Here is a 26,177-nt window from a genome sequence, read left to right on the forward strand (position 1 = left end):
GCTCTTACAACCAGCTGTATAGACGTCCGGGGTTAAAGATATTGTCCGGATCGAACGCGTTTTTTACCCGGCGCTGAATACCCTTCAAGGCCTCGGGCTGATGGTGCATCACTTCTCCGGAACGGTCTCCGCCCCGGAAAAGGCTCACCTGTCCCCCGGCTGCGCGAGCCATGGGCTCAAGGTCGCTCTGCTCGGCATCACCGCGGAACCAGCGCTGGGAACCCGCCCAGTCGATCAGCCAGGAGCCTTCCAAGCCCGGATTATCGGCGATCGAGCCGACTGAAAAACGCCACAACGGGACATCATTGCCGGCAAAGAACTCGTGCTGGAAGTCCTGAATCGAACGCCAGAACGCCCCATCATCCTCCAGGATCGCGCCCGGCCACTTGTTCGCCGTTGCCTCGACCGCCGAGCGGGCCCCCGACAATCGCAGGTACACCTTGCCATCCACCCAGCAGGCCCCGGTAATCGGCTTTGGCTCCGCCGCACGCTGGTTCATGTAGGGAATCGCGCCTTCCAGAGACATGTCCTGCACCAGGGTCATCGTGGCTGCCGGTTTGGGCATCACTTTCAGGCTGATCTCCGTCATCACCCCAAGGGTGCCCAAGGCGCCAGCCTGCAGCCGGGACACATCGTACCCCGCCACGTTCTTCATCACCTGGCCACCGAAACGCAGATGTTCGCCTTTGCCGTTTATCAGCCGGACACCCAACACCTGGTCCCGGACGGACCCCGCCCAGGGACGCGCCGGGCCCGACAGGTTGGCGGCGAAAGTTCCGCCAATGGTGGCCCCCTCCCCCAGATGCGGCGGTTCGAAGTGAAGGGCCTGCCCGTGCTCTGCCAGGGCGGCTTCAATTTCTCGGATGGTGGTGCCGGCCCGAACCGTCAACACCAGCTCCACCGGATGATATTCGACGATACCAGTGTGCTCGCCCACGTTGAGCGTTCCGGCATCCGGGTCGGCGTCGCGCCCCATGAAGGCCTTGGTATTACCTCCAACGATGTTAAGCTTGTGCCCGCTGTCCCGGGCCTTGAGAACCTCATCTTGCAACTGCTTGGAAATATCAGCCATGGGCGGCTTCCGTCTGTTCCTGCTTGTGTTGTTTGTGTTCGAGTGAACGGTATTCCTGGCAGAACCTCAGGGCGGGTACTCCCTTGCCCGGGTTCAGAATACCGGCGGGGTCGAAAGCGGCCTTCACGTCGTGGAACTGTTGCAGCTCCTCGTCACTGAACTGAATCGCCATCTGGCGAATTTTCTCGACGCCGACCCCGTGTTCCCCGGTGATGCAACCGCCCACATCCACGCACAGCTTGAGGATGCTGCTGCCGAATGCCTCGGTACGTTCAAACTCACCGGGCACGTTGGCATCGAACAGAATGAGCGGATGCAGATTGCCGTCGCCGGCATGGAACACGTTGGCCACACGCAGGCCGAACTCTTCCGACATTTCTTCCATTCGGGTCAATACATTGGCCAGTTCGCGGCGAGGGATGGTGCCGTCCATGCAGTAGTAGTCCGGGGATATCCGGCCTACCGCAGGGAACGCAGATTTTCGTCCCTTCCACAGCAGCGCCCGCTCCTCTTCACTCCGGGAAGTGCGCACGGTGGTCGCGCCAAACTTGCGGAACACCTCTTCGGCCTGGGCGATGTGCTCGTCCACTTCCTCTTCGGTGCCGTCCACCTCACACAGCAAGAGCGCCTTGGCCTCACGGGGATAACCTGCCTTGGCAAAATCGTCCGCCGCCACGATGGCGTGGCTATCCATCATTTCCAGCCCGCCGGGAATAATGCCATGGGAAATCACACCGCCGACTGCGTCCCCACCGTTTTGCACACTGTCGAAACCAGCCATCACCACCCGGGCCACTTCCGGCTTGGGAAGCAGCTTGACCTTCACTTCCGTAACCACCCCCAGCAAACCTTCGGAGCCCGTCACCAGTGCCAGCAGATCCATGCCGCAGGCATCCAGACCATCACTGCCCACGGTCACAACATCGCCCTCAGCCGTGACCATTTCGACACTCAGGAGGTTATGTACTGTCAGACCATACTTCAGGCAGTGCACCCCACCGGAGTTCTCCGCCACGTTGCCGCCAATGGTGCAGGCAATTTGCGAAGAAGGATCGGGGCCGTAATACAGGCCATACTGGGCCGCTTCCTCGCTGATGGCGAGATTGCGCACACCCGGCTGCAGGCGCGCCGTCCGGGCCAGCGGGTCGATTTCCATGATGCGGTTGAACTTGGCCAGCGACAGCACCACGCCCTCTTTATGAGGCATAGCACCCGCACTCAGGCCAGTGCCGGCACCACGGGCCACCACGGGCACCTGATGCTCGTTACAGATGCGCATCACCCGCTGAACCTGTTCCACCGTTTCCGGTAACACCACCAGCAACGGCATCTCGCAGTACATCGACATGCCGTCGCATTCATAGGGCTTTTTGGTTTCTTCGTCGGTAATGACGAAGCGCGGGTCAATAAACGACCTGAACTGCTCCGCCAGCTGAGCTTTGCTGACTGTCGGCTTGGTAGTCATAACATTCTCGGGGATTGTGTAGCGTTGAATAAGGCCGGGGGACGTCACCGGAATGCCCGGGGACTAGCCCCGGGCATTCCGGTATGACAGGCATCAAGCGCGTTTGGTTTCAAAATGGTCGATACCCGCCTGGGCACAATCCATGTCCTGCTGGGGCGTACCGGAACTGATGCCGATACCGCCAACCACTTCGCCGCCAACAGCCACCGGCAAACCACCGCCCACCGAGCTGATACGGCCACCCACTTCGGTGTGGATACCGAACGCGAGACTGCCCGGCACATTCACCTGGTTGTATTCGTGGGTGGCTTTGCGTGCTGCTGCTGCCGTGAACGCCTTGTCCTGGGCAATGGTAATACTGGTGACCTTGCCGCCGTCCATCCGCTCGAAGGCAATCAGGTTGCCGGATTCGTCCACCACCGCAATGCACATGGGCACGCCAATTTCCCTGGCCTTGTTAGCCGCGCCCTCAATCAGGATCCGGGCGTCGTCCAGATCCAACCGTTTAACCGTCAACATAGTGAAATACTCCTCTTAAAAATCAGCCATATACCTGATTGGGCAGCCAGGTAACGATGCCCGGAATCAGGATGCACATAAACAACCCGAAGGCCTGGATCGCCAGGAACACCAGGGAAGACTTGAAGATTGTACCCATGGAGATTTCCGGCGGACACACGCCGCGAATATAAAACAGCGCATAGCCAAAGGGTGGACTAAGGAACGACATCTGCATATTCACCAAATAGAGCACACCGAACCAGAGCACCACATCCTCACCGCTCACCGGCGGAAAACCCATCAGCCCCGGGAATTCCAGAGCCTCGACGATCGGAATAAAGATAGGTACAGCCAGTAGCAAAATGCCAACCCAATCCAGGAACATGCCCAGAATCACCAGCAACACCATCAGCAGGAACAGGATGCCGTAGGCCGAGAGCCCGGTGCCGAGAATGGCGTCGGTGACGAACTGCTGCCCGCCCTGGAGGATATAGAAACCGACAAACACCGAGGCACCAAACATGATCCACAGCACCATGGCGGAAGCCTTGGCGGTGGTCACGGAGGCCTCGCGCAGGCCGCTGATGGAGAACTTGCCATGCATCAGCGCCACGACAATAGCGCCAAATGAGCCGATACCCGCGGCCTCAACCGGTGTGGCGATACCCCCGAACAGCAGCCCCAGAACCAGCCCCACCAGAATCAACGGCGCAATCAGTCCACGCAGCAGAATCAGCTTTTCCTTCAGTGAGATCCGCTCTTCAACAGGAACCGGCGGCCCCAACTTGGGGTTGAGCCAACTGCGGACCAGCACATAAGTGATGTAGAGGCCGGACAACAGCAGGCCAGGCAGTACAGAACCAAGGTAAAGTTCGCCCACCGATTGCTGGGCCACCACGGCGTACAGGATGGCCAGAATAGACGGTGGAATCAGGATCCCAAGGGTGCCCCCTGCCATGATCGAACCGAGCGCAATCTTGTGATCGTAGCCTCGCTTGAGCATCGCCGGCAGGGCGATAATCCCCATGGTAACCACGGCCGCACCAATCACCCCAACCATGGCAGCCAGAATGGTGGAGGCCAGGATGGTTGCTGTCGCCAGACCGCCGCTCAGGCCCCCCATCCACTTGTAGACCACGCTGAACATTTCCTCGATCAGGCCAGCCCGCTCGAGCATGGACGCCATGAAAATGAACAACGGAATCGCCGCCAGGTCCGAGTTGGTCATCATCGGGAAGATCCGGCTGGGCACGATGTTCAGCATCAGCGAATCGCCAACCAGATAGATGAACATGACCCCAAGGCCGCCGGTCACAAACGCCAGTGGCAGCCCCATCATCAAGGCCACGGCCAGTGAACCAAACATTAGATAAGTCAGCGGTCCTATCTGGACGTTAGACAAACTGCCCGCCAGCTTGAACAGGAATTTCTCGTCACTGAACGGGTCGTAGAAAAGAATGTTGATCAGTTCCACACAGAGCACGAAAGCCAGTGCCGCTGTGCCCAGAATCATTAGCCAGGTACCCAGCTTCCCCCAGAGGTTGCTGCCCGGCGCGGTTGCGATATCACTGCTCATGCGTTGCGCTCCTGGCCCAGTCGAATGAAAAGAACGATGTCCTTGATCAGTTTCGAAATCCCCGCCAGCAAGAGCAGCAGAGAACCGAGTACCATCATGCCCTTAACCGGCCAGTACTGGATGCCCCAGGTCTCAACGGTCGTTTCGTTCATGGAGTAGGAATTCTGGAAGAACGTCCATGATGTAATAAGAAGGATCAGGGCAAACATAAAGAAGAACAGCGAGGTGAAGATGTCCATGCCCACCCGGCCACGCACCGGCAGCAGGTTGTAAAGAACATCCACCCGAACGTGAGCACCGTGCAACAAGGCAAAACCACCCGCCAGCAGATACTGCATCCCCAGCAACAGGAAGCTGGCCTCATGCACCCAGATGGTCGGCATGTTGAACAGGTAGCGCATCACCACTTCGAAGAAATAAAACACCACCGCGTTGATGGTCCAGAAGGACACGAACACACCGGATTTTTCGCAAATCCAGTCAACGGTCTTGGTAAACCAGTTGCCCTCGAAATGAAGTGACAGCAGAGGATCGTCCTCCTCTGCCTGAATTTCCGCTGGCGTTTTTTCCGGTGCGCTGTCCGCGCCACCGTGATTACTGCTCCATTTGTCCCAAGCCATCATGATCAGGGGCATCACCGCCAGCCAGCCCCAGTAAAACCAATGTGGCAACACAAATCCGAAGCCTTCAAGATCTGACATGTTGTTGCTACCTCAGCCACAAAAGAGGGAAGGTGGGCTGCATCCTTCCGGAGCAGCGCCGCTCCTTCCCTATCGATTTTTGTTGTTGATCCAAAGGGTTATTTACCCTCTACACCCTCAAGATCAGACTCGTCGATATACCCGACGGTGTCGTTCATCATGTATTCCAGCTGCATGTCGAAGATCGCACGGGCATCCTCGTCCTTGTTGGCCCACTTGTACCAGATCGGGATGGCAGCACGACGGAACTCCTGCAGGTCTTCCTGACTCAGGCGGCTGACGGTATCGCCGGATTCCTTGAACTTCTCCATCGCCTCGATATTGCGCTTCTGGATGGTCAGGTAGTGCTTCTGGGAGTAGTTACGCACTTCGTCTTCCACCAGCTGCTGCAGCTTCGGATCCAGCGCGTTCCAGGCCCGCAGGTTCACGGTCAGGTCCATCAGGTCAACCGGCTGGTAGATGGACATCACACCGGGAGGTCCGAACAGGATGTAATCGGTCACCTGGGAGAAACCCAGTTCCCAGTTCACCGCCGGTCCCACATAGTCGGCCGCATCAATGGTGCCCTTTTCCAGCGCCGGGAAAATGTCGGAACCCGGCAGGCTCACGGTGGACACACCGAACTGCTGGAATACTTCGGCAACCATGCCGCCCGGCACACGGATTTTCATGCCTTTCAGGTCTGCAAGGCTGTTAACCGGCTGCTTGGAGTGAATAATGTTAGCGTCGTGCTGGATCGGTCCGACGTAAAACAGACCGAACTTCTCGTAGATTTCCCGGGTTTTTTCCAGCATGCCCATGGAATAGAACATGGTGTCCCACTGGTGGGGCTGGTCCGGACCGGCCGGATAAGATGACAGGAAGACAGACGCGGGGATTTTACCGGACCAGTACAGGGTAAACGGGTTCATGCCCTGCAATACGCCGTTACGAACCGCGTCGAAAAGCGCGTTGTTATCCGCCGCAACAGCCTTGGCCGGGAAGGGTTTGAAAATCAGCTCACCGCCGGATTTTTCTTCAATGCTCTGACACCACTCTTCGAACAGATCATACCCGACGGTGCCGGCGTCCCAGACGGACTGGATTTTCCAGGTGGTGGCGGCCTGAGCCTGACCACTCCCCAGCATTAAAGCACCAGCCATGGACAGCCCGAGGGCCGCGGTTTTCAGAAAGCTTCGGCGAGGCGGTGCCTCTGCCTGATCACACGTGGTCCACGTTATTGTGTTGGGTTTCATTGCCACATCTCCGTTAGCGTTGTTTTTATCTATGTCGGATCAACGCCGGCGCGATGCATCGCAACTGCCGACATTAACAAGATATTCGTCACCAATTCGGTTTTAGTCCAGTAAACAGAGAACTGGTCAGACCAGTTTTTCCAATCAGGAAAATGGACGAATTCCCTTAAATCAGCCATATTTACAGCGCTCTGGCCCGGAAACAGAACAACAATACCGGCTGACTATGTGCCGCCTCACTGGTCAGACCAGCACGCAATCATGGAATCATTCATGGCTATTTCCCAGGAAATTTCATACCGACTGGAACGACTCATCCTTGATGGAGGGCTGGCTCCGGGACAAAAAATCCCTTCCGAACGGCAATTGTCGACGCGACTGGGAGTGTCCCGCTCAGTGATTCGGGAAGCCCTGCACGAATTGCAGGGGCGTGGCGTTATCGAAACCCGGCACGGCAAGGGTTCCTTTGTTGCCAGCATGGTTCCGGAACCGGAAGAACTGAACGAGCAGAGCCCCCTGATGCATCTATATGAAGGGCACCCACGCACCCTGTACGACTTACTGGAAGTCCGGGAGCAGCTGGAGGGACAAGCAGCCTATCTGGCGGCGCAGCGGGCGACCAGTCTGGACAAACACCGCATTTCCAAGGCCTTCCGGGCGCTGGAAGAAACCGACCCGCTCAGCAACGCCCGGCCCGACCACAATTTTCACCAGGCCATCGTCGAAGCCTCCCACAACCCGGTGCTTGTGCACGTGCTGAGCAGCCTGAAGAACATGATGCTGATGACAGTCCATGCGTCCGTAGTGAATCTCAACCCGCGCCAGGAAATGCGCGGACAGATCATCCGCCAGCACAAGCAACTCTATAACGCCATTCTGGCGGGAAAAGCCAATGCTGCTCAAAAAGCAGCCGTTGCTCATGTACGTTTTGTGAGCAATGCTATGAAGAAGCTGGAGATGGAAGGGCGGGAAGTCATCCGGATGCCAGCCATGAAAACATCGCCCGATCAGCAGCACTTGACAAGCCTGTGAGCCAATTGTGGCGCGGGATTGGCCAGAATGACGAAGCCTGTAGGGACGGGCCTTACAGCGGGGTTCTGAAACAAAACCCTGCATTTCAGGTCTTGATTTCTATCAACTCAATCCGTAAAACATGCGGCTTTAAATGACAGCTTCAGGAGCTACCCATGGCGGACCAAGCGCCTTTGATCTGCAGGGATATCCACAAAACCTTCGGCGAACTTGAAGTCTTGAAGGGCGTGTCCCTGGAAACCCGCAAAGGAGACGTTGTCTCCCTTATTGGAAGTTCGGGTTCCGGAAAGAGTACTTTCCTGCGGTGCATCAACCTTCTTGAAACCCCCACTTCCGGCGACATTATTGTCCACGGTGATCCGATCCGGTTCACCGAGAATCGTCGCGGCGAGCGTGTACCGGCGGATAACCGGCAGGTGGAACAGATTCGCTCAAAACTGTCCATGGTGTTCCAGAGCTTCAACCTCTGGTCCCACATGACGGTTCTGGAGAACATCATTGAAGCACCGGTTAACGTGCTGAAGGTTCCCAAGAAAGAGGCGATCGAACGCGCAGAGGCTTACCTGCAAAAGGTAGGCATCTATGAGCGTAAGGACTACTACCCCGCCCAGATGTCTGGCGGTCAGCAGCAGCGTGCAGCGATTGCCCGTGCTCTGGCCATGGAGCCGGAAGTCATGCTGTTCGATGAGCCGACTTCTGCCCTGGACCCTGAGCTGGTTGGTGAAGTCCTTAAGGTCATGCAGAGCCTGGCCGAGGAAGGCCGGACCATGATCGTGGTTACCCACGAGATGGCGTTTGCAAGGGATGTGTCAACGCAGGTCCTGTATTTACACCAAGGCAAGATCGAGGAACAAGGCACCCCTGACAAGGTGTTTGATAACCCGGATTCTGAACGGATGAAGCAATTCCTTGCTCCCAAGTTCTGATTCCCGGTGCTATCTTGATCACGAGCTTTAGTGTGAAATTTTCATAAGAAATAAGCCGAAAAGGCAGACCACTAGGAGAAGTGACACATGAAAAAACTGTTTGTTGCAGCAAGTTGTGCCCTGGCCATGGCGGCCGGCACCGTCCAGGCAAAAGACTGGAAAGAAGTTCGCATCGCATTTGACGTGCCTTACGCACCGTTCGAATACAAAGATGAGAACGGCGAACTGACCGGCTTTGAAGTAGAACTGGCTGAAGCCATGTGCGAACAGATGAAGGCTGACTGCGAATTTGTTATCCAGGCTTGGGACGGCATGATCCCGGGACTGCTGGCTCGTAAGTTCGACGCCATCATGTCCTCCATGTCCATCACCCCTGAGCGTGCTGAGCGTGTTCTGTTCTCCGAGCCGTACTACAACACCCCGGGTGGCTGGTTCGGCCGTACCGACTTCAACACCGACGTAACCGACATGGAAGCCATGAAGGGCAAGACCGTTGGTGTTCAGCGCGGCACTACCATGGACACTTACGTGACCGAAGAAATGGCTGACGTGGTAACCATCAAGCGTTACACCACCGCCGACGACATGGTGCTGGACCTCGAAGGTCAGCGTCTGGACGTAGTCTTCGTTGACTACCCGGTTGGTGAACAGACCATCCTGAGCAAAGAAGGCTTCAAAGAAGTTGGTGAGCCTGTGAAGCTGGGCGAAGGTGTCGGCGTTGCCATGCGTCAGCGTGACAAAGACCTGGCCGGCAAAGTAAACGCCGCCCTGAAGAAGCTGAAAAACGATGGTACCTACGACACCATCATGCAGAAGTACTTCAGCTACGACATCAAGATGTAAACCTCCGGGGGTGGCCGCCTAGGCCACCCCTGACCTACCGGACTATTCCATGCTCGATCTGAAAGGCTATGGCCCGGCTCTCTTTGAAGGGGCCATTGTTACCGTTGAACTGGCCTTCCTCTCCCTAGCCCTGGCGTTATTCATTGGCTTGATAGGTGCGACCTCCAAGCTGTCTAACAACCGGGTAGCCAGAGGCATCGCAACGGCGTACACAACCCTCATCCGAGGTGTACCTGACCTGGTCATGATGCTGCTGTTCTATTACGGCGGCCAGGTGGCAGTGAACAACCTGTCGGATTTTCTCTGGGACAAGTACGAGATTGATTTCTTCTTCCAGTTCAATCCGTTCATTTCAGGCGTCGTGACCATTGGCCTGATCTTTGGCGCATACATGACCGAAACGTTCCGGGGCGCGTTCCTGGCGGTGGAAAAAGGTCAGATTGAAGCGGCCAAGGCGTACGGATTTTCCAACTGGCACACCTTCCGGCGGATCATGTTCCCGCAGATGCTGCGCCACGCCCTCCCCGGCCTGGGCAACAACTGGCAGGTACTGCTGAAAACCACGGCACTGGTATCCATCATTGGCCTGACTGACATGGTCCGGGTTGCCGAGGAAGCGGCCAAGGCCGAGCGCATGCCGTTCCACTTCTTCATTCCCGTAGCGGCGATGTACCTGCTGCTGACAGCCGGCTCCGAGCTGTTCATCAAGTGGCTCGACAAGCGGGCGAATGCCGGCGTGGTTAAGGGGGGATAAGACATGCCTGAATTTATTACCGAGTGGCTGAATCAAAACGAAATTTTCACCGCCATGACCATGATGGAATACTGGGATGGTCTGGTGAGTACGGTTCAACTGGTCTTTCTGTCCCTGGTGATCGGCCTGGTTCTGGCCATCCCGCTGGCCATCATGCGGACCAGCAAAAACCACTTTGTGTCCGGCCCGGTGTGGATCTTTACCTATGTATTCCGGGGTACACCACTGCTGATCCAGCTGTACATCATTTACTACGGCATCGCGCAGATTCCCGGCATCCAGGACACCTTCTGGTGGGATATTTTCAAAGAACCGTTCTACCCGGCTCTGCTGGCCTTTGTCCTGAACACCGCAGCCTACACCACCGAGATCATTCGGGGCGCCATCGTGGCTACACCAAACGGTGAGATCGAAGCAGCCAAGGCTTATGGCATGAACTGGTTCATGCGCATGCGCCGCATCATCCTGCCGAGCGCGGCACGTCGAGCGGTTCAGGCCTACTCCAACGAGGTCATCTTCATGCTGCATTCCAGTGCGATTGCCAGTGTGGTGACCATCGTCGACCTGACCGGCGCAGCGAGAAACATCTACTCGCGCTTCTACGCGCCGTTTGATGCCTTTATTGCCGTGGCGCTGATCTACATGGCACTGACGTTCCTGCTGGTATTCCTCTTCCGCAAGCTGGAAAACCACCTCCTGCGGCACCAGCGCCCGGCCGGCAGCTCCTGAGGGAGCAGCCGTTCGGTATGGTTCCCGGGCTGGCAGGGTGTTGCCCCCCGGGAACCATCTACCTGTCTTCGGGTCTCTGAACCCAACTCCTGAACCATTTCGGACTGAACCCCAGGCAAGCAACACCCTGCTCTCCTATCGATCATGACGGGGACGCACCATGACGATTGATCACACCCTTTTCGACACGGCCTCAGACTGGCTCGCGCATACCCTTGAGCACGCCTCGAAAGACATTACGGAAACCCATACGCAACTGGCCGACGGCACCCGGATTAACCGCAAGGCACTGGGCGTTCTGGAAGTCATCCCGCCAGCGGACAGACCAAACCCCAACAATGAAGCCCTGATCATCTCCGCAGGTGTACACGGTAACGAAACCGCTCCGATTGAAGTACTGAACGGTCTGGTCAGTGAGTTGCTGAACGGCGAATGGCAGGTGGCCTGCCCGCTGCTGCTGATACTGGGCAACCCGCCAGCCATGGTCCAGGGTGATCGATTTACCGAAGCGAACATGAACCGGCTGTTCCATGGCGCCCACGGCAAACCGGAGTACCAAGGGCTACCCGAGGCGGGCCGGGCCAAACAGCTCGAAGACTTCTGCCGGGATTTCGCCAGCCGCCATGAGGGTGCCCTGAACCACTACGACCTGCACACCGCAATCCGGCCTTCACAAAGGGAGAAGTTCGCCCTGTATCCGTTTGTGGAAGGCCGCAACGCGCCCAAGGACCAGTGCGACTTCCTGCTGGAAGCCGACGTGGACACCCTGCTGCTGCAACACAAAGAGGGCACCACGTTCTCATCCTTCACGTCCTCCCAGCTGGGTGCCGAGAGTTTCACTATCGAACTGGGCAAGGTCCGCCCGTTCGGCGAGAACGACCTGAACCGCTTCACCGGCATCCGGGATGCCCTGCGCCGCCGTTTCCGGGGCCAGCCGGCACCCGCCCAGGACAGCGACCGGATGACGGTATTCAAGGTGGTCTTTGAAATTCTGAACACCGGCGACAGCTTCCAGTTCCACATTCCGGACGATGTCGCCAACTTCACCGAGTACGCCACCGGCGAGGTGATCTGGGAAGACAACGAAACCAGCTACCGGGTAGGCGACATTCCGGAATCCATCGTCTTCCCGAACCGCAAGGTGCCGGTTGGCCAACGGGTAGGACTGCTGATCAGGCCCCTCGGTAACGAGCAAGCCTGATCAGACAGACGATCAGGCAGGAGCGTTCACCGGCTGTGGTACACGGGTGCTGATGACCTTGCTGCACAAGGCAGGGATCATCAGCAGCGTGAGCATGGTGGACGCCAGCAGGCCGGAGATAATGGCCCAGGCCATGGGCGGCCAGAGAGTTGAACTGGAGAAGGCCAGCGGCAAGAGTCCGGCAACGGTCGTCGCCGTGGTCAGCAATATCGGCCGGGTTCTCTGCTCGACGGCGATGCGCACCGCATCCCGAATCCCCTTACCTTCCGTCAGTTTCCGGTCCATCACATCCAGCAAGACAATGGCGTTGTTCACCACGATGCCCACCAGGGCAATCACCCCCAGCATCGACTGGAAGCCAAAGGGCGAGCCGGACAGCACCAGCCCGGGAATAATGCCCACGGCAGCCAGTGGCACCGTCAGCAGAATAATGCCCACCCGGCGGAACGAGTTGAACTGCAGCAGCAGGAAGAACAGCAGCAGAAGCACGCCAATGGGTGCGGCAGTGAGCAGTGCGGTGTTGGCATCGCCGGATCCTTCTGCATCGCCACCCAGTTCCATCCGTGTCCCGCCGGGCAACGGATTGCTCTCCAGCCCCCGGTTGAGGCCATCCAGTGCCTGACTGAAACTGTAACCGGTCAGCAGGTTGGCGGTGACCGTATTGGTCCGCACGCCATCCCGCAGGTAGCGCACCGCTGGCTCCCAGATGGTGTCCACCGAGGCAATGGCCGACAGGGGCACCGCATCGCCACGGTCGTTGTAGATGTTCACAGACAACAGGCGGGACAAGGGTAACGCCGTGCCTTCACGGGACCGAAGGACCAGTGGGATCGGATCGTCTTCCTGCCGGTAACGCTCAGCAACCACCCCGAAACTCTGCCCATACAGGCTCTGGGCCACATCGGCACGGGTCAGCCCGTAACGAGCTGCCGAGGCATCATCCACATTGATCGCGATACTGGGCACACCCAGGTCGATGTCATTGCGGACATCCGCCGTGCCTTCCACATTCCGAAGGATTGAAAACACCTGCTCCACCGCCCGGGTGCGAACCGCGTCATCCGGATGGTAGAGCCGGATCTCGACCGGTGCCGCCCGGGGAGGCCCCTGCCCCAGTATGCTGACACTCACATCCAGTTCGGGCATGTCCTCCTTCACGAAGGCTCTTACCCATTCCATCATTACCGCGGTATCTTCCAGGGCCGGGGTGCGCACAACCAGTCTCGCCCGGTTCGGTGCCTGGGGCGCACGCTGCAGATTGTAATAGAACGCCGGGCCTGAAAAGCCAACAAACCGATGCACTTCCAGGGCATCCGGCTGGGTCCGGATAGCACGCTCAAGCTTGGCCGCAGCCTCGGCCGTGCGCTCCTGGTCCGTCCCCTCGGGCATGTACATTTCGACAATCACCCGAGGCCGATCAGCATTCGGGAAAAACTGTTTCGCCATAAACGGCGCCATGGCCATGCTCACGACAACCAGCAGACCACCAACGGCGATCAGCCGGCTGGGGTAACGAGCCACCAGCTGGCCAAGAAACACCGCCAGCCCGGCCAACCGATCCTTGCCAGTCTGCGCTCTGGGCTTCAGGAAGCGCACCGCCAGCAGGGGAACCGCGGAAATAGCCAGCAGGTAGCTCACCGACAGAGTCAGCATGATCATGACCGGGATACCCCGGGTAAAGTCGGCGGTGCCCCCGGTCGCTAGCAACAAGGGTGCAAAGGCTGCCAGTGTGGTGGCGGTAGAGGCGCCCAGCGGTCCGGCCAACTCCGCAATAGCGGTCTTCAGGGCATCCAGGCGTGCCATGCCAGCTTCCAGATGCCCCTGAATGTTCTCGACGATGACAATGGCGTTGTCGATGAGAATGCCCAGCGAGATGACCATACCGATCACCGCAATCTGATGCAGAACCCCGCCGCCGAGGTCGTAAAGCCCGACGCTGATCATGGCCACCATGGGCAGAATGGACGCCACCAGCAGCCCCATGCGAATGCCCATACCAAGGAACACCACGGTCACGATGATCATCACCGAGAACAGCAGGCTCCAGGCCAGGTTATCCAGGCGGTCTTCCACCTTGTCCGGCTGGAAAAACATTTCCCTAATGTCGTAAGGCTCAAACTCTGACCGGATCAGGTCCAGTCGCTCACGGACCCGCTCACCAAAGCGGATGGCATCGGTACTGCCCTCCTCCATGATGAGGTTTACCAGCACCACTCGCTCACCGTCGAACCAGGTTTCCGGCTGCCTGGGCTCGACCGGCCCACGCCAGACTTCGGCGGCGGCAGCCAGGGGCACCTGGGAGCCATCCGGCAATTCGATGGGCGTGGCCCGAATGGCCTCGATATCGGCAAATTCGCTGTTCGGCAGTACCGACAGGCGGCGGCCGTCCACCACCACAAAACCACCCGGAATGGTCTGGTTCCGTCGCGCCAGGGTGTCCATCACCCGTGTGGGTGAAATACCCAGCCGATACAGGGCGGCGTCATCCAGCGCCAGGGTAATCTGCTCGTCCGCATCGCCATCCAGTTCGATCCGGGACACGCCCTGAATGTCCAGCAATTCCTGTTTCAGACGTTCAGCAACGGAGGACAGCTCTGTCACCGAGGGCGAGCCACCAACCGCCAGCACGATGGCCGGGATATCAATGAGCCGGTCATCCAGGGACATCTGGCCGACGTCATCGGGGAAGTCCTGACGGGCACGATCCATGGCAAGGCGCACCCGGTCCCAGGCGGCATCGGTTTCGTAGATGTCGTCATGCAGACGCACCCGGACAAGGGCAACGCCGGTGCGGGCGGTACCCTGGGCAAAGTCGACCTCTTCGACCTGACGAAGTTCATCCGCCAGGGGACGCATGACCAGACGCTCGACCGCATCCGCGCTGGCGCCGGGGTAGCTGACCGTGACCATACCGGCCCGGTAAGGGAATGAGGGATCTTCCTGCCGGGGCATGGTGACGTAAGCCGCAATCCCCAGCAGGCAGAGCATGGTGACCACCATGCCCAGCAGGCGCTGACAGCGGAGAAGGTAACGGACCATCAGTGCACCTCCACCCGATCCCCGTCGGTCAGACGGGTCATGCCGGCGTAGACCACCTGGTCGCCCGGAACCAGAAAGTCGGAACTGACCAGGGCACGCTCGCCCAGAATCCGATCCACGGTGACCGGAACCCGAAGAGCCTGGCCATCACGAACCCGGAACACCCCCGTGCCCTCTGCCGTTCGGGTCACCGCCACCAACGGTACGGATGCAGCGGCAGTACCCTCGGGCGTAATGCCCACTTCCACCGGCTCACCCGGTTCCAGGGAATCGACCGGCAGGCTGACCAGTATCGGGTGGAGTTCACCGCGAATGGCTCCGGCCTGGGCGATTTCCAGTACCGAACCGGTGAGCACCGGCAGGCTTCGATCCTGTACGGACCAGATGGATAACTCCTGCCCAAGGGCAACGTGATCCAGCAAATAGGCAGGCACCCGGACCTCGACTTCCCTGCCCTGGGGTGAGGACAGCCGCATCACCGGCTGGCCGGCCGCCACAAATTCGTCCCGCTCCACCAGCAACGCTTCCACCCGGCCGGCAAACGGGGCCCGCAGAGTGCTTTCTTCCAACAGCTGCGTGGCTTCTGCGAGCGAGGCTTTGGCCGTTGCCACGCTCGCTTTCAGGGCATCCCGGCGAGCGGCAATCTGTTCCAGGCTCTGTTCGGAAACCACGCCCCGCTCATGCAGGCGATTTGAACGCAACCACTCCCGACGAGCCTGTTCGTACTGCGTATTCAGCTCTGCCAACCGGGCCTTTGCCGAGTCCCGCGCAGGCGCCAATGCCGGGCTATAGACTTGAGCCAGCACATCACCCGCCGCCACTTTCTGCCCCAGCTCGACCGCCTGCTCTTCCAGCCGTCCACTGACCTGGAAGGTCAGCGTTGCCCGCTGGCTGGCCCGAACAATGCCGGAAAACCTCAGGGGCACACCCGCGGACTCACCCCCAGTCACTTCCGCGACCCGCACCGTTACCGCCTCAGGCGTCGACCCCGCACTGACATCACCAGCCTTGCAGCCGGCGAGTATCCACGGAAACACAATCAGAAGGGTTGCAGCGTAAAGTTTGGCTCGTGGTTTCATGGCTCGTCCTTTCATCCCTGCTCTGTTCGGTGGCGAATGCCCTCTCCGTCGGACACCCGAATGAATATTCGGACATGATGTCACTTATTGACACCTTGTCAATGTTCAGTATTTAATCTATTCAACTAAAATTCCGAACAATCGCAGTAAAACGGACGCATTCCATGACCGATACCCTGAAAACCCGCCGGGAACGAGAAAAGCAGGCCCGCTACGACGCCATTCTGGACGCGGCAGAACTCGTGTTTTCTGAAAAGGGGTACGAACGCACGTCTATGGACGATATCGCCCGCACAGCGAGCCTGAGCCGGGCGTTGTTGTATGTGTACTTCAAGGACAAGGCGGCAATACAGCGGGGCATCATGGTCAGGGCCGGGCACAGCCTGTTCCGGAGATTTGAAGAGGCGAGACAGACCGCCGATAACGGCCTGGATCAGGTTCGGGCGATTGGAGAGTCCTACTATCGCTTCTATCTGGAGGAATCGGACTATTTCTCGGCGCTGACGACGGCGTCAACCGCCATGGCAGATGCCGACGAGAACCAGGCTGAAGCAATGCTCTGCTCCGAATCCGATCTGATGGAGCTTATGGCGGGAGCCATTGAACAGGGGCTTGAGGACGGCACGATCAACCGAGAGCGCATCACCAACCCCCTCCAGACCGCCCTGTATCTGCGCGGTGCCCTCCACGGGGTCATTCTTCTCTGCCAGTCGGAAATGGGCGAAGGCAATCCGGACTTTCCCGCCGAGCAGCTGATCCGCCACACGATCGATATGCTGACGTCGTCGATCTCCGCCTAGCGCGGTTTAATCCGGAACAGGCCGGAATTGCGGCAGGTTCGCGCCGAACAGATCCAGGCTACCGGGGATGATTCAACGACCCCCCGCCGAGAGATATCAGAGTTTTGGTGGCGTTAACGCAGACACCAGCACACAGGTTTCTTCGAACGGGTTGCGGAAGCGATGTGGTCGGGTGGTTTCGAAGTAGTAACCGTCGCCGGGCTCCAATACGTAATCCTGGCCGTCAATGGTCAGCTCCAGCTTTCCGGAGATGATCAATCCGGCTTCCTCTCCCTCGTGCTCAAATAGCTCTCGTCCGGTATCGGAGCCCGGCGGATAGCGCTCTTCCATGAAGGCCATTTTTCGGTTTGGAAAGTTGTTGCCGACAAGCTTCCAGAGAATACCGTCTTCGGCATCAATAGACTGCATCTCATCCCGGCGATACACCACGGGCGCCGAGGGATGTTCGGTTTCCTCGGTCATGAAGAAATCGAGTAACGAAATGGGGATGCCTGACAGGACTTTTTTGAGCGAGCCGACGCTCGGTGAGACCTTGTTCTTTTCGATCATGGAGATCATTGAGTTGGTGACACCAGCTCGTTTGGCCAGCTCTCGTTGTGAAAGCCCAGCGGCTTGGCGCACGGCGCGCAGCTGGCTACCTACATCATCCAACGGCTTGCTCCTTTCCCAATTCGTGAAGTGATTTTCTATCGGTCAGCACGATTTCAATTGACCAAAATCAAGAACGGTTGTCAATAATAATTAACAATTATGCCTTGTTATCCCACATAGCTTTGTTAAGATCGCTCAAAATATTCACCAGTCCCTGCAGTAAAAATCGGCCGAGAGATGATGCTGAACCCAAAGACCCATCGCCCCACCTATCCCGACTCCTACTATGCCGCCAGTAAAAATCTGAACCTGAACCTCTCCAGCCTGGCGGAGGACATTCAGACAGAAATCTGCGTCATCGGCGGCGGATTCAGCGGCGTGAATACCGCCCTGGAACTGGCGGAGCGCGGCCACAAGGTTGTCCTGCTCGAAGCCTACCAGATCGGCTGGGGCGCCACCGGGCGGAACGGCGGGCAGATGATCCGGGGCATTGGCGAGGATGTCGACAAGTTTGAAAACCAGATCGGACGCTCCGGTGTTGATTCCATCAAGAAGATGGGACTGGAAGCCGTCGACATTGTGCGCGAACGCATCAAACGCTACGACATCAACTGCGATCTGGTCATGGGCTACTGTGATGTTGCCCACAAGCCCCGCCAACTGAAGGCCCTGGAAGAAGACAAGGCCTGGCTCGAAAGCATGGGCTATACGCACGAAGTTCGCATGGTTCAAAAGGAAGAGCTGCACACCATTGTCGGCTCCGACAACTACGTCGGCGGCATGGTGGACATGGGCAGCGGCCACCTGCATCCATTGAACCTGGTTCTTGGCGAAGCAAAAGCGGCCATGGACTGCGGTGCTCAGTTATTTGAACAGTCGGCGGTCACCGAGATTGAGTACGGCCCAACCGTTCACGTGAAAACAGCCAGTGGCTCGGTTCGCTGCGACAAACTGATTATCTGCGGCAACGCCCACGTCGCGGGCCTCAACCCCAAGCTTGAAGGTCGGGTCCTGCCGGCCGGCAGCTACGTGATTGCCACCGAGCAATTGCCCGAAGATCTGGCGCGGAAACTCCTGCCGCAGAACATGGCCGTCTGCGACCAGCGGGTGGCTCTGGACTACTACCGCCTCAGTGCCGACAACCGCCTGATCTTCGGCGGCCTGTGCAACTATTCCGGCCGCGATCCCGCCTCCATTGTCGGCGCCCTGAAACCGAACATGGACAAGGTCTTTCCCTATCTCAAGGACATCAAGGTCGACTACCAGTGGGGAGGCATGATCGGTATCGGCGCCAATCGTATGCCGCAGATCGGCCGCCTGATGGAAAACGTCTACTTTGCCCAGGCCTATTCCGGCCATGGCATCAATGCGACGCATATGGCGGCGCGAGTGATTGCTGAGCACATCGCGGGTGAGTCCGACCGGATGCTGACGTTTGAAAGCATCCATCACATGCGCTTCCCTGGCGGCCGGAGATTCCGCTCGCCGCTGCTGGCTGTCGGGATGCTCTACCATCGGGCGAAAGATCTGGTCTGAGGGCGCGGGAGCGCTTTCAGCGGACTCACCAGCGCTGTCCGCCTCGAACACTTTTTGAGGCGGACGGAAACACTTAAGGTCGGAAAAGTGCATGCCGTGCGCTTCAGCAACGCACCCGAGTTCTCCACGCCCATCGCAGTGATCAATGACCGCCGCTTGCCAGGAGCTTCCTATATGGATAGGTCACGCTTGGCATATACATGACCGTCGCCGTCTCTCAAGGGTGCGCGCACAAGCCGCACCCGATGATGCAATAAAAACCGACTTCAGAATCATTCAGTTCAGGCACCTACCAACGTAACGCTACGCCAAATTGATCCTTGGAATCCGCTTTTTTATTCCCCAGTCGAGGAGTGATAAAGCCCTGCGGTTGCGAGTCTGGCAACTGGCCTGCAAGAAGTACAGGGCCACAGCCGTCAGCGGCGAAATCGCTGGTAGAAAGAAGGTGCCACAGTCGCCCGGGCGCACGAGTTCCCAGTCTGCCTGATTGAAGGAATAGGCGCCTGCCTGCCCGGATACTCCCGCTGCAACAGCTACGGCCAGCGGAAATTTGATCCAGTGGTGCCGTTGTTCTGTTTTTCTTGTCACTGGCAGGTTTCTCCATTGTTGTTATAAGTTGCTTTGCTCATTATTGGTGTACACGATGATTGGAGGTGCCATTCATAGCACTCATAATGCCGACATTGTAGCTGGCGCCATCGAGCACACTGATCAGCCTTGAGGTTTCTGATGCATCATCAGCGCTAGCAGTGCGCCACCACTCGCTGCTACCACCACGTTCTCCCGTCGTTCTGGACACGTATCCGGCTTGTTGTTATGTTCGATCGCATTGGCCAGTATAAATAACAGACCTTCCCAAAGACGGTTTAAATAGGACAGTAAGGCGGAAATTCGAGCCACAAATGGCAATATGAATACAGTCAACAACCTTTACGCCAAAGCGCTGTCGCAATACGCAGAACGTGCAGGCCTTGCAATTCCCCCACCCCTCCAGCAAATGGTTGACCAGAACAACCGCCTTCCGTTGGCGTTACTGGATCAGCTTTGGGATGTCTGTTGCAAAACCAGCAACGATCCATTGTTCGGGCTTCGTATCGGGCTCGAACTGCAACCTGGTCACCTTGACAGTGCGGGGCTTCTGCTGATGACCTGTACCACACTGGGAGAGGCGCTGGAACAACTGACTGAGGTTGCTCCAATCGTTGGTGGAGGGGGTGACTTTATATTTGTGCGTAAAAACGATGGCAAGGCCGCGATTCATTATCAGCCCCGTCTTGCCAGGCGTCAGGCAGAGCGAGTGGAGGCGGCCCTGGCGGCGATTCTCAATCTGGGCCGCTGGGCCAGTGGAGATAAATTTGAGGTGAGCGAATTTCATTTCATGCACTCGCCACTGGCATCCAGAGAGAGCTACAGCAGCCTGTTGGGCGTGAAGACCTATTTCCAGTCAGCAAACAATTCACTGGTTTTTTCTGAAGAGCAGCTTGCCCTGCCTCTGGTTCAGGCCAACAATAACCTGCACAACTACCTTCGACATCTTACTGACCGCACATTGGCTGAACTGGGGTGCCAGGGTTTGAGCGCTGAGACTCAGCGACTCATTGAGCGGCATCCACGCTGGGGAAAGGATCGTATTGCGGCGGAGATGAACTTGAGTGGCCGACACCTCAACCGCAAATTGGCGGAGGAAGGTTGTTCGTTCAAATCCTTGCGTGACAGTACGCTGCACCGGTTGGCTCTGGAGCGTCTTCAGCGGCATGAGCGGCTTGTTGATATTGCAGACGCGCTGGGCTTCTCGGGCGAAAGTTCATTCGCCAAGGCATTCAGACGCTGGACCGGCACCTCTCCTGCCAAGTTGCGCCGACGGCTCCTCTCCGACAAAGACGACCATTCACAACCCGAGCTGATTGAAGGCAGAAATAGATAAAAATTAGGGGGTTACCCATCACGCCCTCCCCTCGGCACTTTCCCCCTCAGCTTTCTCCAAGTACCGAATATATGGATTACTTACTCCGTACTCCGGCATGTAAAACCTGTCTTGCAAAGCCAGACATACCTTTTGGCACAGTAGCAAGTTGTAGGCAATCGGCTCCGGCAGCGTCATGTCATGGCTCGAATTGTCATGACTTGTGTCCCTTCTTGTCAGAAAAAGCAGCGCTTGAAATCGTAAGATGCAGCAACTTAGTAATAAAAGCAGGAATACCATTATGTACGCAGTAATCGGCGCCGGCCCCATGGGCTTGGCCTGTGCTCGCAACCTTCAGAAGCAGAATATCCCCTTTACCGGATTCGAACTCCACAGCGACGTGGGTGGCCTGTGGGACATCGATAACCCCCACAGCACCATGTACGATACCGCCCATCTGATCTCATCAAAACGGATGACGGAATTCGCAGAGTTCCCCATGAAGGATTCCGTAGCCCAGTACCCGAGCCATATTGAGCTGAAAGCGTATTTCCGGGACTTCGTAGATCATTTTGGCCTGCGGGAACACTACGAGTTCAATACCCGGGTGGTCAGGGTTGAACCGGACGGAGATCAGTGGGCAATCACTACTGAACATGACGGGCAACAACAGACCCGCAACTTTGATGGTGTGATGATTGCCAACGGGACCCTGCACACCCCTAACATGCCGACACTCCCTGGCGACTTTGCCGGCGAGGTGATGCATTCCGCCGATTACCGCAGCCCGGAGGTCTTCAAGAACAAACGCGTGCTCATCATCGGCTGCGGCAATTCCGGGGCGGACATTGCGGTGGACGCCGTGCACCATGCCCGCTCGGTGGACTTGAGCCTGCGCCGGGGCTACTACTTCCTGCCCAAGTTCATCAACGGTCGACCGGTCGATACCCTCGGTAGCAAGTTGAAACTGCCCCGCCCCATTAAACAAAAGCTCGATGCCCGGCTGATGCGCATGGTGATCGGCAAGCCATCCGACTACGGCTTACCGGACCCGGAATATCTTATGTACGAGTCGCACCCGGTGATCAACTCCCTGATTCTTCACCACCTCGGTCATGGCGACATCCAGCCTCGCAGGTCCATCGACCGGATCGAAGGCCATACAGTGCACTTCCGCGACGGCGAGTCCGGAGACTATGACCTGATCCTGATGGCTACCGGTTATCTACTGGACTATCCCTTCATCGACCGGAAGCACCTGAACTGGCCTGAGCACGAAGACGCGCCCCAACTGTACCAGAACATGATGCACCCGGATTACGACAACCTGTTCATCATGGGGATGGTCGAGGCCACCGGCCTGGGCTGGGAAGGCCGCAACCAGCAGGCCCGGCTGGCTTCCCTGTTCATCCGGGAACAACAGCGGGGCTCTGCTGCTGCCGCCGACCTGTGCCAGAAAAAGAAAACCCGTGCCGGGGAGCGGCTGGACGGTGGCTACAACTACATCAAACTGGCCCGTATGGCCTACTATGTGAACAAAGACGCCTATTTGGACAGCCTGGCCAGGCACATTGCAGACCTCGAACCTAGCAGTAAGGGGTAACGTCGTATGCAATCGTCCATGACGGTGCAGTTTGACCCCACCAGCCTGGTTCTTTTGAACCTCATTCTTGCGCTGATGATGTTCGGGGTGTCCATGACCTTGAAGCCGGCAGACTTCCGGCGGGTACTCACCATACCTCGTGCACCAGTGGCCGGACTGTTCGCCCAGTTTTTCCTGTTGCCCATGGCCACCTGCATGTTCACCTGGTTCTTCCGCATCGACCCGGACCTGGCACTGGGTATGATTCTGGTGGCCTCCTGCCCTGGCGGCAGCTTTTCGAACATCATGACCTGGCTGGGTAGGGGCAATGTGGCGGTGTCAGTGAGTATGTCGGCAGTCTCCAGTCTGGCGGCTACGGTGATGACTCCCTTCAACTTTGCCCTTTACGGCTGGCTTAACCCTCATACCCGGGCCTACCTTCAAGAAATTACCCTGGAGCCGGGCAATATCCTGCTGCTGGTGTTACTGGTGCTGGCCTTGCCGCTGGTACTGGGCATGATCACGGGCGGACGGTTTCCCAAGCTGGCCATGCGCAGCGAGAAGCCACTGCGCGTTCTCTCGCTGTTGATCTTCATGGTGTTCGTGGCTATTGCCTTCCTGAACAATATGGAGCTGTTCCTGGCCCGTTTCCATAGCTTCTTCTGGCTCGTCGTAGGGCACAACCTGCTGGCTCTGGGGCTAGGCTATGCCATGGCGCGGCTGATGAAGCTGTCAGTGCCGGATCAGCGTGCGGTGACCATGGAGGTGGGCATCCAGAACTCAGGACTCGGGCTGGTTATCCTGTTTACCTTCTTCCCTGATGCCGGTGGCATGATGCTGATCACTGCCTTCTGGGGCGTCTGGCACCTGGTGTCCGGCTTAACCCTGTCACAGATCTGGGCCCGGCGACCTCTCCCTAATCCAATTGAGCAATACTCCTGACCCCATGACCACAGAAAAACGGATACTCATTACCGGCGCTGCCGGCTACATTGGCCACCAGCTGGGCAAGCGGCTCGCCAAGGATTATTTCGTCCTTGGCACCGATATAAGAACAAGGGATGACCTGGATTTCCCGCTGGAAGTGCTGGATGTGCGGGACAACAAACTCGTGCACACTCTGACGGAAAACCGGATTACCCATGTGATCCACCTTGCGTCGATACTCCAGGCATCGCCAGACCGACAGCGTGACTACGATATTGACGTAAACGGTACCCGCAACGTACTGCAGGCGTGTGTCGCCGCCAAGGTGAAGCACATCACCGTCACGAGCTCCGGTGCCGCTTACGGTTACCACCCGGACAACCCGGCCTGGATCGATGAGGATGATCCTCTGCGGGGCAACCCGGAGTTTGCCTACTCGGACCACAAGCGCCAGGTGGAGGAACTGCTGCGGAAATACCTGGACGAACACCCGGAACTACAACAACTGGTCTTCCGACCCGGCACGGTGCTGGGGGCCGAAACCCGCAACCAGATCACCGGCCTGTTTCTGGCACCGCGCCTGTTGGCCATCCGAGGCAGTAACTCGCCGTTCGTGTTTATCTGGGACCAGGATGTCATCGGAGCCATGGAGCAGGGCATACGGGATGACAGGGTTGGCCGGTACAACATGGCCGGTGATGGTGCCCTTACCATTCAGGAGATCGCCCGCAGGCTGGACAAGTCCTTACTGACCATACCTGCGAGTGTGGTGAAAGGCGCATTGCAGGTGGCCAAATGGCTGGGTAAACCGGTAAGTCCGGAGCAGGTCAACTTCCTCCGTTACCGACCGGTTTTGAGCAACCGCCGGCTGAAGGAGGAGTTCGGCTATCGACTGGAAAAAACCTCTGCTGAGACCTTCGAGTTCTTCATCGAACAAGCGAGAAAGAAGGGCGATCTATGACCGTTACTCTGATCACCGGCGCCGCCAGCGGCCTGGGTTGGGCCATGGCCCAACACTGGTTCCAGGCCGGCCACTGCCTCGTGCTGGCGGATATCAACACTGATGCTTTGCTGCGACGGCAGACGGAACTGGGCGACGACTCCCGGGTGCATATTGTTACCGTGGATGTCACCAACACACCGGATCTTGAGCGACTGGTACGGGAGACGGAGGCTGCATTCGGTCGCCTCGACCTGCTGGTAAACAACGCAGGCATTACTCACCGCTCCCCGGCTATCAGCACAAAGCCAGATGTATTCCGCAAAGTAATGGCCGTCGACTGGCAGGGGCCAGTGGAACTGACGCAGCTGGCCTTGCCGCTGCTGGAACGTAGCAAAGGTCAGATTATCTGCATAGGCTCCATGGCTGGCTGGATGCCGGTGCCGGGTCGGGCCGGATATTGCGCGGCCAAGAGTGCCCTGACCCAGTTCTTTGAGGTGCTTCGGCTGGAGCTGGAGCACAAAGGCATTCATCTGCTCATGGTCTACCCCAGCTTTCTGGATACGCCCATAGAGCAGAGTGCCCTGGGGGCCGATGGCAACAGGGCAACTCATGCCCGCTCCACCGTTGGCACCATGGCCAGTGCGGATGATATTGCGCGATTGATCGCCGTGGCCCTTGCCAGTCGCAAGCGCTGGCTACTGCCGGATCGAATATCCCGTTTCGGCAGCCTTCTGTGGCGCATTGCCCCGTCGCTGTACCTTAGAGTCGTGCGCCGAAAATTCGCAGGTGACATTGCGGACCGTACAGCTCCAGCAACCACCACCTCATACGGGAACCCGCCACATGAATGACCCATGGCTGTGGCTTGGCTTGGCCATATTGCTTGCCTACACCATTGAGGCCATAACCGGGTTCGGCTCTATTGTCATCGCCCTGTCCCTGGGTGCCATAGTTCTGCCTATTCCGGAAATGCTGCCAGTACTGGTGCCCCTGAACGTGTTCATGAGCGGCTATCTGACCTGGAAACACCGCCAGCACATCGACTGGCACCTTCTCACAGCCCTGATTCTTCCATTGATGGTAGCCGGTACTTTTACCGGATATGTGCTCACGCCCTGGCTCGGGACCAGCCTTCTCAAAGCGCTATTTGGCGCACTGGTAGTGTGGTTTGCCGGTAAGGAACTCTGGCGACTGTTCAGTGGCCATGTGGCCGAGCTTCACGGCCGGACGACCAGCCGCATTCTCACCTTCGGCGCTGGAATAACCCATGGTCTGTTCGCCTCCGGCGGCCCACTGCTTGTCTATGCTTTGACCGGTATCCAGCAGGACAAAAGCCGCACCCGCGCTACCTTGCTAGCGGTTTGGTTTACTCTGAATCTGACCCTGAGTGTGCTTTACCTATTTGATGGCAGCCTGGTCAGCAGTTTTGGTCGGCTAGTGTGGTATCTGCCTTTGCTGGTGGTTGGTGTTCTGGCAGGAGAGTTTTTCCACCACCGCCTTGACGAAACACGGTTTAGGAAGGCCGTATATGGTGTGTTGCTGGTCACTGGATTACTGCTAATTGTGAGGGCCTAGGACTGGCTTCCCAGGTTTTCAGACTAAAGCCGTGAAGGTTCATCTTCTCGGCCTCGTAGCGAGGCCGAGCCGCTATTACGCTGTGCTTATGTTGTTGGTTGCGCTTTATCCTTAATCAGCACCGCAGTCGCACCTAGTCCCAGCATCAAGGCGCGCTCAGCTTTTTA

Annotated in this window: 23 protein-coding genes and 1 pseudogene; 14 read left to right on the forward strand and 10 right to left on the reverse strand. The window is 57.8% G+C overall.

Annotated features, from left to right (window positions below):
- Positions 1-4: 4 nt before the first annotated feature.
- The 6 genes from glcE to dctP all read right to left on the reverse strand — a co-directional run bounded on the left by glcE (position 5) and on the right by dctP (position 6,457).
- Positions 5-1,072, reverse strand: coding sequence for a glycolate oxidase subunit GlcE (glcE, locus tag K8I84_RS09165; protein WP_223794442.1), 1,068 nt, complete (start codon positions 1,070-1,072; stop codon positions 5-7).
- Positions 1,065-2,537 carry an FAD-linked oxidase C-terminal domain-containing protein gene (locus K8I84_RS09170; RefSeq protein ID WP_223794443.1) on the reverse strand — a complete coding sequence of 491 codons (1,473 nt, stop codon included), beginning with the start codon at positions 2,535-2,537 and terminating at the stop codon, positions 1,065-1,067. The genes glcE and K8I84_RS09170 overlap by 8 nt, the downstream gene beginning before the upstream one ends.
- 93 nt (positions 2,538-2,630) lie before the next feature.
- Positions 2,631-3,056, reverse strand: a complete 426-nt coding sequence (locus tag K8I84_RS09175; protein WP_223794444.1) for a GlcG/HbpS family heme-binding protein — start codon at positions 3,054-3,056, stop codon at positions 2,631-2,633.
- 22 nt (positions 3,057-3,078) lie between these two features.
- A complete protein-coding gene (locus K8I84_RS09180; RefSeq protein WP_223794445.1) occupies positions 3,079-4,614 on the reverse strand; it encodes a TRAP transporter large permease subunit in 1,536 nt (511 codons plus the stop codon).
- Positions 4,611-5,315 (reverse strand): TRAP transporter small permease subunit, encoded by a 705-nt coding sequence (locus tag K8I84_RS09185; RefSeq protein WP_223794446.1) that lies wholly within the window; start codon positions 5,313-5,315, stop codon positions 4,611-4,613. The genes K8I84_RS09180 and K8I84_RS09185 overlap by 4 nt, the downstream gene beginning before the upstream one ends.
- A gap of 98 nt (positions 5,316-5,413) precedes the next feature.
- Positions 5,414-6,457, reverse strand: a complete 1,044-nt coding sequence (gene dctP, locus K8I84_RS09190) for a TRAP transporter substrate-binding protein DctP (protein WP_411722668.1) — start codon at positions 6,455-6,457, stop codon at positions 5,414-5,416.
- A gap of 366 nt (positions 6,458-6,823) precedes the next feature.
- Here dctP and K8I84_RS09195 point away from each other — a divergent pair, with 366 nt between their 5' ends.
- The 6 genes from K8I84_RS09195 (at position 6,824) to astE (ending at position 12,035) form a co-directional block, all read left to right on the forward strand.
- A complete protein-coding gene (locus tag K8I84_RS09195; protein ID WP_223794511.1) occupies positions 6,824-7,582 on the forward strand; it encodes an FCD domain-containing protein in 759 nt (252 codons plus the stop codon).
- A gap of 155 nt (positions 7,583-7,737) precedes the next feature.
- Positions 7,738-8,508 (forward strand): ABC transporter ATP-binding protein, encoded by a 771-nt coding sequence (locus K8I84_RS09200; protein ID WP_223794448.1) that lies wholly within the window; start codon positions 7,738-7,740, stop codon positions 8,506-8,508.
- Positions 8,509-8,595: 87 nt separating this feature from the next.
- Positions 8,596-9,351 carry an ABC transporter substrate-binding protein gene (locus tag K8I84_RS09205; RefSeq protein WP_223794449.1) on the forward strand — a complete coding sequence of 252 codons (756 nt, stop codon included), beginning with the start codon at positions 8,596-8,598 and terminating at the stop codon, positions 9,349-9,351.
- A 49-nt stretch (positions 9,352-9,400) separates the two neighbouring features.
- A complete protein-coding gene (locus K8I84_RS09210) occupies positions 9,401-10,105 on the forward strand; it encodes an ABC transporter permease (protein ID WP_223794450.1) in 705 nt (234 codons plus the stop codon).
- 3 nt (positions 10,106-10,108) lie between these two features.
- Complete coding sequence (locus K8I84_RS09215) at positions 10,109-10,834, forward strand: ABC transporter permease (RefSeq protein ID WP_223794451.1); 726 nt, start codon at positions 10,109-10,111, stop codon at positions 10,832-10,834.
- A gap of 160 nt (positions 10,835-10,994) precedes the next feature.
- Entirely contained in the window at positions 10,995-12,035 is a 1,041-nt protein-coding gene (gene astE / locus K8I84_RS09220; protein WP_223794452.1) for a succinylglutamate desuccinylase, read from the forward strand.
- A gap of 12 nt (positions 12,036-12,047) precedes the next feature.
- Here the strand turns inward: astE and K8I84_RS09225 are convergent, their stop codons facing one another.
- Both K8I84_RS09225 and K8I84_RS09230 read right to left on the reverse strand, forming a co-directional pair.
- On the reverse strand, positions 12,048-15,074 hold the full coding sequence (locus tag K8I84_RS09225) for an efflux RND transporter permease subunit (RefSeq protein ID WP_223794453.1): 3,027 nt from the start codon (positions 15,072-15,074) through the stop codon (positions 12,048-12,050).
- Positions 15,074-16,153: an efflux RND transporter periplasmic adaptor subunit gene (locus K8I84_RS09230; RefSeq protein ID WP_223794454.1), complete on the reverse strand. Its 1,080-nt coding sequence runs from the start codon at positions 16,151-16,153 to the stop codon at positions 15,074-15,076. Before K8I84_RS09230 ends, K8I84_RS09225 begins: the two co-directional genes overlap by 1 nt.
- Positions 16,154-16,317: 164 nt before the next feature.
- Here K8I84_RS09230 and K8I84_RS09235 point away from each other — a divergent pair, with 164 nt between their 5' ends.
- On the forward strand, positions 16,318-16,953 hold the full coding sequence (locus tag K8I84_RS09235; RefSeq protein WP_223794455.1) for a TetR/AcrR family transcriptional regulator: 636 nt from the start codon (positions 16,318-16,320) through the stop codon (positions 16,951-16,953).
- A gap of 96 nt (positions 16,954-17,049) precedes the next feature.
- On the opposite strand, the gene K8I84_RS09240 is transcribed toward K8I84_RS09235, so the two are convergent.
- Positions 17,050-17,604, reverse strand: coding sequence for a cupin domain-containing protein (locus K8I84_RS09240; RefSeq protein ID WP_223794456.1), 555 nt, complete (start codon positions 17,602-17,604; stop codon positions 17,050-17,052).
- Between the two features lie 183 nt (positions 17,605-17,787).
- Between K8I84_RS09240 and K8I84_RS09245 the strand changes: the two genes are divergently transcribed.
- On the forward strand, positions 17,788-19,080 hold the full coding sequence (locus K8I84_RS09245) for an NAD(P)/FAD-dependent oxidoreductase (RefSeq protein WP_411722669.1): 1,293 nt from the start codon (positions 17,788-17,790) through the stop codon (positions 19,078-19,080).
- 292 nt (positions 19,081-19,372) lie between these two features.
- On the opposite strand, the pseudogene K8I84_RS17045 reads toward K8I84_RS09245, so the two are convergent.
- Positions 19,373-19,572, reverse strand: a pseudogene (locus K8I84_RS17045) (DUF1302 family protein); the annotation flags it as partial.
- Positions 19,573-19,990: 418 nt separating this feature from the next.
- Between K8I84_RS17045 and K8I84_RS09255 the strand changes: the two are divergent.
- The 6 genes from K8I84_RS09255 (at position 19,991) to K8I84_RS09280 (ending at position 26,010) form a co-directional block, all read left to right on the forward strand.
- Positions 19,991-21,004 carry an AraC family transcriptional regulator gene (locus K8I84_RS09255; RefSeq protein ID WP_223794458.1) on the forward strand — a complete coding sequence of 338 codons (1,014 nt, stop codon included), beginning with the start codon at positions 19,991-19,993 and terminating at the stop codon, positions 21,002-21,004.
- 280 nt (positions 21,005-21,284) lie between these two features.
- Complete coding sequence (locus K8I84_RS09260) at positions 21,285-22,586, forward strand: flavin-containing monooxygenase (protein WP_223794459.1); 1,302 nt, start codon at positions 21,285-21,287, stop codon at positions 22,584-22,586.
- Between the two features lie 6 nt (positions 22,587-22,592).
- Positions 22,593-23,507: a bile acid:sodium symporter family protein gene (locus K8I84_RS09265; protein WP_223794460.1), complete on the forward strand. Its 915-nt coding sequence runs from the start codon at positions 22,593-22,595 to the stop codon at positions 23,505-23,507.
- A gap of 4 nt (positions 23,508-23,511) precedes the next feature.
- Positions 23,512-24,453, forward strand: a complete 942-nt coding sequence (locus K8I84_RS09270; protein ID WP_223794461.1) for an SDR family oxidoreductase — start codon at positions 23,512-23,514, stop codon at positions 24,451-24,453.
- Complete coding sequence (locus K8I84_RS09275; RefSeq protein WP_223794462.1) at positions 24,450-25,286, forward strand: SDR family oxidoreductase; 837 nt, start codon at positions 24,450-24,452, stop codon at positions 25,284-25,286. Before K8I84_RS09270 ends, K8I84_RS09275 begins: the two co-directional genes overlap by 4 nt.
- On the forward strand, positions 25,279-26,010 hold the full coding sequence (locus K8I84_RS09280) for a sulfite exporter TauE/SafE family protein (RefSeq protein WP_223794463.1): 732 nt from the start codon (positions 25,279-25,281) through the stop codon (positions 26,008-26,010). The genes K8I84_RS09275 and K8I84_RS09280 overlap by 8 nt, the downstream gene beginning before the upstream one ends.
- The last annotated feature ends 167 nt before the right edge of the window (positions 26,011-26,177 follow it).

The organism is Marinobacter sp. F4216 (assembly GCF_019931195.1).
In the GTDB taxonomy this organism is placed as follows: domain Bacteria; phylum Pseudomonadota; class Gammaproteobacteria; order Pseudomonadales; family Oleiphilaceae; genus Marinobacter; species Marinobacter suaedae.

Coding starts and splice junctions, on each gene's coding strand:
- glcE (WP_223794442.1), bottom strand. CDS start 1,072: ATGGCTGATATTTCCAAGCAGTTGCAAGATGAGGTTCTCAAGGCCCGG.
- K8I84_RS09170 (WP_223794443.1), bottom strand. CDS start 2,537: ATGACTACCAAGCCGACAGTCAGCAAAGCTCAGCTGGCGGAGCAGTTC.
- K8I84_RS09175 (WP_223794444.1), bottom strand. CDS start 3,056: ATGTTGACGGTTAAACGGTTGGATCTGGACGACGCCCGGATCCTGATT.
- K8I84_RS09180 (WP_223794445.1), bottom strand. CDS start 4,614: ATGAGCAGTGATATCGCAACCGCGCCGGGCAGCAACCTCTGGGGGAAG.
- K8I84_RS09185 (WP_223794446.1), bottom strand. CDS start 5,315: ATGTCAGATCTTGAAGGCTTCGGATTTGTGTTGCCACATTGGTTTTAC.
- dctP (WP_411722668.1), bottom strand. CDS start 6,457: ATGGCTGGTGCTTTAATGCTGGGGAGTGGTCAGGCTCAGGCCGCCACC.
- K8I84_RS09195 (WP_223794511.1), top strand. CDS start 6,824: ATGGCTATTTCCCAGGAAATTTCATACCGACTGGAACGACTCATCCTT.
- K8I84_RS09200 (WP_223794448.1), top strand. CDS start 7,738: ATGGCGGACCAAGCGCCTTTGATCTGCAGGGATATCCACAAAACCTTC.
- K8I84_RS09205 (WP_223794449.1), top strand. CDS start 8,596: ATGAAAAAACTGTTTGTTGCAGCAAGTTGTGCCCTGGCCATGGCGGCC.
- K8I84_RS09210 (WP_223794450.1), top strand. CDS start 9,401: ATGCTCGATCTGAAAGGCTATGGCCCGGCTCTCTTTGAAGGGGCCATT.
- K8I84_RS09215 (WP_223794451.1), top strand. CDS start 10,109: ATGCCTGAATTTATTACCGAGTGGCTGAATCAAAACGAAATTTTCACC.
- astE (WP_223794452.1), top strand. CDS start 10,995: ATGACGATTGATCACACCCTTTTCGACACGGCCTCAGACTGGCTCGCG.
- K8I84_RS09225 (WP_223794453.1), bottom strand. CDS start 15,074: ATGGTCCGTTACCTTCTCCGCTGTCAGCGCCTGCTGGGCATGGTGGTC.
- K8I84_RS09230 (WP_223794454.1), bottom strand. CDS start 16,153: ATGAAACCACGAGCCAAACTTTACGCTGCAACCCTTCTGATTGTGTTT.
- K8I84_RS09235 (WP_223794455.1), top strand. CDS start 16,318: ATGACCGATACCCTGAAAACCCGCCGGGAACGAGAAAAGCAGGCCCGC.
- K8I84_RS09255 (WP_223794458.1), top strand. CDS start 19,991: ATGAATACAGTCAACAACCTTTACGCCAAAGCGCTGTCGCAATACGCA.
- K8I84_RS09260 (WP_223794459.1), top strand. CDS start 21,285: ATGTACGCAGTAATCGGCGCCGGCCCCATGGGCTTGGCCTGTGCTCGC.
- K8I84_RS09265 (WP_223794460.1), top strand. CDS start 22,593: ATGCAATCGTCCATGACGGTGCAGTTTGACCCCACCAGCCTGGTTCTT.
- K8I84_RS09270 (WP_223794461.1), top strand. CDS start 23,512: ATGACCACAGAAAAACGGATACTCATTACCGGCGCTGCCGGCTACATT.
- K8I84_RS09275 (WP_223794462.1), top strand. CDS start 24,450: ATGACCGTTACTCTGATCACCGGCGCCGCCAGCGGCCTGGGTTGGGCC.
- K8I84_RS09280 (WP_223794463.1), top strand. CDS start 25,279: ATGAATGACCCATGGCTGTGGCTTGGCTTGGCCATATTGCTTGCCTAC.